Here is a 7,798-nt window from a genome sequence, read left to right as displayed (position 1 = left end):
AAACAAAAGCAGGGGATTATGCAACCAAATCGTCAAATGATAATTTGTTTGGTTGGGTTTCCGACATATGAGGGGAGCCGACGTCACCATGCCGAGGCGTGATGCAGCAGGTACTCACCCGGAAGCTGGAAGGCTTCGAGGACCTATCGGATGACGATCGCCGGGCCCTGGATGGTCTGACGCCACGCATTCGGCAGGTCGGTGCACGGGTCGATCTGGTCCGAGAAGGCGACGAACCCGAGAACGTCCATCTGATCCTCGATGGCCTCGCCTGCCGCTACAAGGTGCTGCCGAGCGGCAAACGCCAGATCATGGCTCTCCTGGTTCCAGGAGACTTCTGCGATCTCAACGTGTTCATCCTCGACCAGATGGACCACAACATCGGCACGATCTCCCCGTGCCATGTTGTCGACATCCCGCGTCGGGCCATCGAGGAGATCACCCAGGCCCATCCGCAGGTTACGCGAGCCTTTTGGTGGTGTGCCCTTGTGGATGAGGCGGTGCTGCGCGAGTGGCTCGTCAACCTCGGTGGCCGTGCCCCGGAGCAGCGGATCGCTCATCTACTCTGCGAACTGTTGGTCCGGCTCGATGCTGTCGGGAAGGTGACGAACGACAGCTACGCCTTCCCGTTCACGCAGCCCGAGCTTGCGGATGCGATGGGCTTGTCCGCCGTTCACGTGCACCGTACGCTTCGCGAGCTGCATGATCTCGGGCTGATCACGCTCAAACGACGGGTTCTGACGATCCACGATGTCGAGCGGCTCAAGGCGTTCTGCGGGTTCACGCCCAACTACCTCCACCTCAAGAACACGCGCTGGGGGGCACGCCGGAGCCAGCCATGGCTGAACCAGCTCCGGGGAAGCTAGGAATGGATGCGCGCGACAACGTTGAGACGTTGCTCGTGCTGCAGCCGATCATGGTCGACACGGGCAGCCCGGATCGGGAAGGGCGTCTCGTCCTCGCCGACGGCCTGCTGATCGCCGTGCTGGTGCGTCTCGATACCCCCGAGCACGAGGTGGGCCCGGGCTGGTTCGTGGAGGCGGCCTTCGGACGTCTCTTCGGAGTGTCAGCGCCGATCTTCGCCACGCTGGAGGAGGCAACGCGATGGCTGCGACAGTGCCGAAAAGCATGACTGAAGCTGCCGCGTTGAAGGTCCGTTTCACTCGGATGCTCCAATACCGTCCCGGCACGTCAGCGTGCTACCTCGAACCCGGTGATTCTGGCTCAGATCGCCCCGCACAGCCTAGTCGAGCTGGGATTGCACCCTCTACAGGAACCCGCTCCCGGCATGATCCTTGAAGGCGTTCGCCCTTCGAACGTACTCGAGCACGGTCCGCGGATCGCGATGGCCCGAAACCTCCATGATGCGCGCGAGGTCGGCCCCACGCTCGGCCGCCGTCGTCACGAACCCGGCTCGCAGGGAATGCCCGCCGAACGCCGCCGGATCGAAGCCCGCGGCTCCGGCATACCGCTTCACGATGTCCCCGATGCTACGACCGTATAGGATGCTCACTGCACATGAATGGTAAGCGTCATTTTTGGGTGGATGCCGCATCGAAGCACGAAGTCACCGGCCTCTGTCAATTTCAGTGTGCGCTCTGAGCCAGGTTCCTGATCACCGCCATCGAAGCGGAGGCGATCAGCCTCGATGAAGGCATGGTGCACGGCGACATCGTCGCCGTTCACGAGTACAAGTGTGGCGCCTCGTTGAAGGAACAGATCCTTCGGATCGTAGTGGCGTCCTTTTTGCAAAACCACACGGACCACTGTGGATAGCGCTGCCCAGGCTGGCAGAGCGACACTTACGGCTGTGACCGTAGCCAAGACTAACACTGGTGCCCACAGACGACGAGAGCGAGAAGGTTGAAGCACGATGCCTATCTCATAATATAGCAATAATCTAGCGGTCATATACAGGGCAAGGGGCTCAATTATAGAACATAGCTCAAATTACGGGTTGTATTTCATGCTTATAGTTAAAATTTTATAGCGACATATATTTTTACACTTATCAGTATTTTAATCTTTCTATCGGTTAAATTTTGATATAGATAACTATAGCGTAAATTATAAGACTGGTAGGATGCCTATCTTGGGATTATTATAAATATTACTCGACGGAACATAGTCCGCTGATGCGGACCTCGACTGAAGAAGCCTTGATTGAAAGGAAGACAGTTTCAGAATAGTTCTTAGATACACCTGTTTAGTGAACCTTCCTAAGTGCAGTCCTTAGATCCTTATGCCTCGTGGTCTCTGCGATGAACACGGCATCGGTTGGGTTCCTTGCGTTGTGGGAATGGCAGGGGATCAACCACAGGTAGGAGGATGTCGGGCCTAAACAGCTATGCTCGGTGAGCGGCAATTCGTCGTTCACGAGGAACTCATGCAGTGTGCATGGAACAAACAGCGGAACGAAAACGGGCCCTATTTCAGAACCTGGCTAACCATGCGGGACTGGCGCGTGCCAAGCTATGTTTGGATCTCATCACCGCTGCACGCCTCCTGGGGACCGATCCGAGCGTTATCGAGGCCATCGAACAAGGCACTAGCAGCGATCTCTCACTGGAGGCTGCGATCGGTTTGGCGCAGGGGCTTGGTTTGACGGATCTGGGGCTGCCCCGGTCAAAGCCATCGGGATCGATCTAACAGGCCCGTGATGAAACCGAGTGCTTTCGACCTGCGTAGGCCGGCCTATGAGCATTTCGAACGATCCCCCCTCGGACTACCACCAACGCCTGGCATCGGAGGTGTGCGCTGCCCGCCTGCGATGCGCCTACTCCGTCGAGGCCTTGGCTGAACTCGCCAGCGTCGATCCATCCGTGATCGTTCGTTTCGAAAAGGGTGACCTCAGCGAGGATGATACTCTCTGTCGTGAGCGCGTCCTCGACACGCTCGGATTGGGCGCTCTAGCCCGTCGCTAAGGCGCTTGATTGCGTCTGCGTATGAGCCGGTGAAGCGATCAGAGTGAGCGCTGGTTCACTCAATCCTGACTGTCTCATAGGAACCCACTCCCCGAGTGCCCCCTGAACGCGGCGGCCATCACACCCCCAGGAACCGAGCCGAGCTTTCCGACGGCCGAGCGTGCAGGTAGCGCCCCGTCGTCGCCACCGAGGCGTGCCCGAGCGTCGCTTGTACGAGATGGATCGGCGCACCACGGTCCAGGCTGTGAGAGGCGTGCGCATGCCGGAGCCAGTGTGCCGAGACCTCCGCTGGAAGCCCTGCCCGCGTGACCGCTGCCTTCACCACGCGATGCGCTGCGCTCGGATCAAGCGCCCCGCCCTTCCGTGAAAGGAACACGGGGGCGTCCGGTCCAGCCTCGCCGCGCAGAGCCACAAGCACTTTCCATGTTGCGGCCGAGAGCAGGACCGCCCGCGTCTTGCCGCCCTTGCCGAAAATTGTCGCTTGCCCGGCCTCGTCACGGGCTGAGAGGTCGCGCCAGCGCAGGCCGCACACTTCCGAGATCCGCAGGCCCCCGCCGTAGAGCACCGTCAGGAGCACGCGGTTCCGCATGTCCGGTTCCTGCCGGATCATCAGCAGCGCGTCGGCTTCCGACATGATGCGCTCGGCCAGCGTGTTCTTGATCGGCGGCACCTTCACGGCAGCGCCGATGTTGAACCGGAGAAACCCGACCTCTTGGGCGAACGTGAACAGGCTCTTGAGCGCCGAGGCCGCGAGGGCGACGGTTGCCGACGAGCCGTCCCGGCCGGCGACGTAATCCTGCAGGTCGCCGATCCGAACCTGCCCGAGCGGCTTGCCGACGTGCGCCAGGAAGCGCCGCGCCTCCCGCTCATAGTTCCGGCGCGTGTTCGGGCTCGCGGATCGTGCCAGCCACAGCCGCACCATCTGCGTGTCGTCGTCGGCCTGTGCGGGCGGCAGTGTCGCAACGGGCTCGGCGATTGGAACGAGAGCTGTGCTCAAGCTCCATCCCCCTTGTGGTGCACGAACCCGAAGGAGCCGCGTTCTGGCTGGCCCGACTCAAAGATCATGCAGAGCCCGAATTGCGGGGCGGGAATGATCAGCATCGCGTCGCGGCCCCTGTCGTCGGTGCCATACAACAGGACGTGGTCGCCCTCGTGTTCTAGCTTTGAAACCCGAAAGGTCGGGTCAATCGTGGGCCAAGCGACCACTCGGCCGCCGGCCTGCTCGGCATCGCGTCTGAACCGCTTCACCGCGTGCATGATTGGGGTGATGTTGGACACGGCGTACCTCCCGAGCGCGAACGCAAGATAACACCACTTGTCTTGCGTTCGCAGACCATGGCAGGTTGCCGGCTTGCTAGCAAGTCGCAATGCCAGACCGCAGGCTTTCGTGTCCCGCCGCTTTCATGCATTGCTAGGGATGCGGACAACAGGATAGGCAGCAACCCGCCAACCCGCGAAGCGAGCAAGCCCGTGCATGTCGTCCTGATCGCAGCCCAGAAGGGCGGCAGCGGCAAAAGCACGTTGGCCGCGCACTTCGGCGCGCTCGCCGAGCGGGACGGCCGAACGCTCCTGATCGACGCAGACCCGCAGGGCTCGCTTTCGTTCTGGTACGAACGCCGGGCCGCCGAAGCGCCGCTATTGGCGAAGGCCGGCGCGGGCGACGTGGCCGGCATCCTAAAGGACGCCCAGGCCGAAGGTATCGCCTGGACGATCATCGACAGCCCGCCGCACAATGCGCCGCTAATCGGCTCTCTGATGTCCCGCGCGACCATGACCGTGATCCCGGTTCGGCCTGGACCGTTCGACCTCGCCGCAGTCGGCGCGACGCTCGACATGGCCCGCAGCCTCAAAGCGCCGATCGCGTGCATCATCAATGCGGCACCGCCGATCACGCGCGAGTCCGAGACCGCAATCGTCGCCGAGGCCCGCGGCCTACTCACAAGCATGGGCGCCCCCGTGCTTCCCGGTCAGGTGTCCCAACGCGCCAGCCTTTCGCACGCCCTCATCACCGGGCAAGCGGTCAACGAATTTGAGCCGGACGGCAGAGCCGCCCGAGAGATTGAAGCCATGTGGTCGGCAGTCGTCGGCCTCGCCCGCGCCTTCCCGCGCAAAGCCTGAAAGGTCCGGCATGTCCAAGCCCGCCCGCGGCTCGCTTTCCAGCCTGTCCGATCGCCTCGCCCCGAAAGCCGGTCTGTCCACGCCGTCGCACCCGCCCGCGGCCGAGGTGCCCGACAGTGGTCGAGTCCCGGAGCCGACGCAGCGCGACCTAAAGACGATGATGTGTCGCGTGAACCGCGCCGGCTGGCAGGAGATGTCTCGGCTGGCGATCGACACGGGCGAGAACCTAGAGGACTTGCTGATAGAGGCGTGCAACGACCTCTTACGGAAGAATGGTCGGCCGCCTGTCATCGAGAAGCGCAGCCCCAACCCCCGAACGTAGAAAAACCGGCCCCTGCTAGAGGGTCGACAATCCAGACAGTCAGCATTGCGGCTCGCTACCGATCTAGGTTCGCGAATTGCTTGTCGACTGGCTTGCTAGCATACCGGTAGAATTAGCCGCGCCGCGGTCGGGTGTGCAAGCCGGACGAGCTGCGATGGTGCGGCCGCCCGGCGAGCGCCGTTGACGTCCTATCTTGTCGTGGACGCGCTTGGCCGGCATGGGATCGGAAATGACAGACAACCCATCTCACGAAGCAGCCGAAGCCCTACGCACGATCGGCCGGAACGTCGAGCCACCAGGCGACGACCTGGGCCTTTGGCTCGTGGATGGCCATGAGTGCAGCGATGTCGAACTGATTGCGCTGGCGCAGCTTTTTGGGCTGCTGGCTGAACCTAAGCAGGCAAGGTGAGCTAGACCGTCGGCGCGAGCAACTTCACAGCCACGCTTTGGTGTGACACGGTATCGGGATGCCTACCACGCTCCCCGGCGGATGCCGCGTCATTGTCCTCCCGTACGACCCTCATCCAGGGCGCTATGTCTGGCTGATCAGTCGAGAGAACGGCCCAGTCGTTAGGGCACCAAGGTCCTATCCGGACGAAAGAATGGCGCTCCTTGCTGGGTTCAATCAGGCCAAGCAATTTGCCGAGCCGCGGGCTACGTCGCTTGGTGCTTTGGCTACATAAGGCTACGAAAAGCCCGCCGCGGCTTGTGCCGGGCGGGCTGAAAGATTGAACTCATCTCGACGAGCTATTCGGCCACAGGGAGAGCAGCTGCTAGGTCCAGAACGGCAGATGGCACGCTTTCGAGCAGGTGCCTGATCATTTCGGATCGATCGTCGAGCATGACCGAGGGCGGCTCGCCGACGATCATGCGCCACCCCTTCACAAAATCAGCGAGCGACAGCCGAGCGAGAGGGTCCTTCACTAGCGCCGCATAGTCCAAGGACGGTGGCACGAGGTCAGTCATACGATAGCTACTTCTGGCGACCAGATAGGTTCACAGCGGCTGCGTCTAGGGTGAAGAGATCAGCGCCGACGACGTGGCTCCGTACTACCGGAATGGAACACACGAAAAAGCCCGCTGCGGCTGATACCGAGCGGGCTGATCTGATGGGTTCGCCGCGGGGATTAGCGACGAAGTGAACCGGCTAGCTGTGGGTTAGAGCCCCTTCTTCGTCCCAATGGTCCGGCCGCCGCCGCGACGCATCATCGAGCGGCGCATAATGTGCTGCCGCATCATCGAGCGCCGGCTCATCCGCACCTGGACGGTCGGGGCCTCAGGCTGGACGAGGCTCGGCGCCGGGGCGGGCGTCGCGGCGGAAACCGCACCGGCTGGCATTAGAACGGCCCCGAAGGCCGCGGCTGCGACCGCAGACGCTGTGAAACGGATCTTGGTCATCGGGGCCGGTTCCTTGCAGCGGCACCGGGTTGGTGCCACGGCGGGAAACCACAGGCACGATCCGATCGTTCCTCAATCACGATTGCTGTCAGCCAGCTACATTTCAGGGCAGGTTTGAAAAGATTTCTACTGAACTTGGCGGTACGAAAAACATTGATAATTGTTAATTTTCTGCAAAGGCTGAAACTTTCCTGTTCCCTGGCCCGTCATGTCATCGTTTTGGTGATCAAAGCCAAGAGGGCAGGAGAAACTTATGCGTGCAGGTTTGCTAATCTTTGCCGGAATGATTGTGGCTGCTTCGCCTACCTCGGCACAGGAAATTCAAAAGCCGTCCGTTACGGACCAACAGAGAAAATCTGTCGGTGACGAAAAGGCCGCTGAGATCCGAGCATTGATTGAGAAGGCTCGGATCAGACAGCAAGGGGTCGATCGGCAGAACGAGAATTTATGGGCTCGCTGGACGTATGCGGTTTGCATTGGCTGCGGGCCGGTATCAGGGAAGATCCGCATGGTGCGAACGAACCCCTTACGGGTCCTGATGGGCATTCCTGCTGCCGAAGATGACGCCCGCGGGGAACGCGGAAAGCAGCGCATTTAACCGCCAAGCATGTTCGTACGATTGAGGCCGAGATAGCACTTACGGATGAGAGCGGCACCACCATGTCAAGCAGTGCCACGCTGGCCTAGGTACAATGGGCAGATAAAACAGTTCGTGAAGCAGCTGATGACTAGCGGTTCAAACGCGTAGCTTCTCCTTGAATGCCACATCTGATGGTTACTGAAGCTTAACCGAGAAACTACACATCCCACTAGCGAGCGCAACCTGAGGCTGAATTCGCGTATTGAGAAATCGGTTTTAGCGACGGAGGATGTGATCCTGATGTCAAAGCCGTTTGAAGATGCCGTGGTTGTCTGGCTCGACCCCAATCGCCCAGATTTCGGGGTCACACTCATAAACGATGTTCCTTCAGGCCTCTCCGCCTTGCATCGGTACGGCATTGACGAGGCACTACAGAGCACCGAGGCGCCCCTTTGG

Annotated in this window: 13 protein-coding genes; 7 read left to right on the top strand and 6 right to left on the bottom strand. The window is 60.9% G+C overall.

All coding sequences use genetic code 11. From position 1 onward, the window contains the following. The first annotated feature begins 101 nt into the window (after positions 1–101). On the top strand, positions 102–866 hold the full coding sequence (locus MKK55_RS07535) for a Crp/Fnr family transcriptional regulator (protein ID WP_243934002.1): 765 nt from the start codon (positions 102–104) through the stop codon (positions 864–866). Between the two features lie 2 nt (positions 867–868). After that, the gene (locus tag MKK55_RS07530) at positions 869–1,132 is read left to right on the top strand and encodes a hypothetical protein (RefSeq protein WP_243933999.1); all 264 of its coding nucleotides are present in this window, start codon (positions 869–871) and stop codon (positions 1,130–1,132) included. A gap of 135 nt (positions 1,133–1,267) precedes the next feature. Here the strand turns inward: MKK55_RS07530 and MKK55_RS07525 are convergent, their stop codons facing one another. After that, entirely contained in the window at positions 1,268–1,555 is a 288-nt protein-coding gene (locus tag MKK55_RS07525; RefSeq protein ID WP_279596051.1) for a tyrosine-type recombinase/integrase, read from the bottom strand. Then, positions 1,510–1,767, bottom strand: a complete 258-nt coding sequence (locus MKK55_RS07520) for a hypothetical protein (protein ID WP_243933996.1) — start codon at positions 1,765–1,767, stop codon at positions 1,510–1,512. Before MKK55_RS07520 ends, MKK55_RS07525 begins: the two co-directional genes overlap by 46 nt. Positions 1,768–2,397: 630 nt before the next feature. Here MKK55_RS07520 and MKK55_RS07515 point away from each other — a divergent pair. Then, positions 2,398–2,649, top strand: coding sequence for a hypothetical protein (locus tag MKK55_RS07515; protein ID WP_243933995.1), 252 nt, complete (start codon positions 2,398–2,400; stop codon positions 2,647–2,649). Between the two features lie 393 nt (positions 2,650–3,042). On the opposite strand, the gene MKK55_RS07510 is transcribed toward MKK55_RS07515, so the two are convergent. Beyond that, positions 3,043–3,921, bottom strand: coding sequence for a tyrosine-type recombinase/integrase (locus MKK55_RS07510; RefSeq protein ID WP_243933994.1), 879 nt, complete (start codon positions 3,919–3,921; stop codon positions 3,043–3,045). Beyond that, the gene (locus MKK55_RS07505) at positions 3,918–4,202 is read right to left on the bottom strand and encodes a hypothetical protein (RefSeq protein ID WP_243933993.1); all 285 of its coding nucleotides are present in this window, start codon (positions 4,200–4,202) and stop codon (positions 3,918–3,920) included. Before MKK55_RS07505 ends, MKK55_RS07510 begins: the two co-directional genes overlap by 4 nt. Before the next feature lie 192 nt (positions 4,203–4,394). Here MKK55_RS07505 and MKK55_RS07500 point away from each other — a divergent pair, with 192 nt between their 5' ends. The 3 genes from MKK55_RS07500 to MKK55_RS07490 all read left to right on the top strand — a co-directional run bounded on the left by MKK55_RS07500 (position 4,395) and on the right by MKK55_RS07490 (position 5,773). After that, the gene (locus MKK55_RS07500) at positions 4,395–5,042 is read left to right on the top strand and encodes a ParA family protein (protein ID WP_243933992.1); all 648 of its coding nucleotides are present in this window, start codon (positions 4,395–4,397) and stop codon (positions 5,040–5,042) included. 10 nt (positions 5,043–5,052) lie between these two features. Beyond that, positions 5,053–5,364: a hypothetical protein gene (locus MKK55_RS07495; protein ID WP_243933991.1), complete on the top strand. Its 312-nt coding sequence runs from the start codon at positions 5,053–5,055 to the stop codon at positions 5,362–5,364. Positions 5,365–5,593: 229 nt separating this feature from the next. Continuing rightward, positions 5,594–5,773, top strand: a complete 180-nt coding sequence (locus MKK55_RS07490) for a hypothetical protein (RefSeq protein ID WP_243933989.1) — start codon at positions 5,594–5,596, stop codon at positions 5,771–5,773. Positions 5,774–6,111: 338 nt separating this feature from the next. On the opposite strand, the gene MKK55_RS07485 is transcribed toward MKK55_RS07490, so the two are convergent. Further along, entirely contained in the window at positions 6,112–6,330 is a 219-nt protein-coding gene (locus tag MKK55_RS07485; RefSeq protein ID WP_243933988.1) for a hypothetical protein, read from the bottom strand. A 192-nt stretch (positions 6,331–6,522) separates the two neighbouring features. Beyond that, on the bottom strand, positions 6,523–6,762 hold the full coding sequence (locus MKK55_RS07480) for a hypothetical protein (RefSeq protein ID WP_243933987.1): 240 nt from the start codon (positions 6,760–6,762) through the stop codon (positions 6,523–6,525). Positions 6,763–7,015: 253 nt separating this feature from the next. On the opposite strand from MKK55_RS07480, the gene MKK55_RS07475 reads away from it, so the two are divergent. Next, positions 7,016–7,360, top strand: coding sequence for a hypothetical protein (locus MKK55_RS07475; protein ID WP_243933986.1), 345 nt, complete (start codon positions 7,016–7,018; stop codon positions 7,358–7,360). Positions 7,361–7,798: the final 438 nt, after the last annotated feature.

It is taken from the genome of Methylobacterium sp. J-059 (assembly GCF_022829485.1).
In the GTDB taxonomy this organism is placed as follows: Bacteria; Pseudomonadota; Alphaproteobacteria; order Rhizobiales; family Beijerinckiaceae; genus Methylobacterium.
This window is presented reverse-complemented; position numbering and strand designations above follow the sequence as displayed.

Coding starts and splice junctions, on each gene's coding strand:
- MKK55_RS07535 (WP_243934002.1), top strand. CDS start 102: ATGCAGCAGGTACTCACCCGGAAGCTGGAAGGCTTCGAGGACCTATCG.
- MKK55_RS07530 (WP_243933999.1), top strand. CDS start 869: ATGGATGCGCGCGACAACGTTGAGACGTTGCTCGTGCTGCAGCCGATC.
- MKK55_RS07525 (WP_279596051.1), bottom strand. CDS start 1,555: ATGCGGCATCCACCCAAAAATGACGCTTACCATTCATGTGCAGTGAGC.
- MKK55_RS07515 (WP_243933995.1), top strand. CDS start 2,398: ATGGAACAAACAGCGGAACGAAAACGGGCCCTATTTCAGAACCTGGCT.
- MKK55_RS07495 (WP_243933991.1), top strand. CDS start 5,053: ATGTCCAAGCCCGCCCGCGGCTCGCTTTCCAGCCTGTCCGATCGCCTC.
- MKK55_RS07490 (WP_243933989.1), top strand. CDS start 5,594: ATGACAGACAACCCATCTCACGAAGCAGCCGAAGCCCTACGCACGATC.
- MKK55_RS07485 (WP_243933988.1), bottom strand. CDS start 6,330: ATGACTGACCTCGTGCCACCGTCCTTGGACTATGCGGCGCTAGTGAAG.
- MKK55_RS07480 (WP_243933987.1), bottom strand. CDS start 6,762: ATGACCAAGATCCGTTTCACAGCGTCTGCGGTCGCAGCCGCGGCCTTC.
- MKK55_RS07475 (WP_243933986.1), top strand. CDS start 7,016: ATGCGTGCAGGTTTGCTAATCTTTGCCGGAATGATTGTGGCTGCTTCG.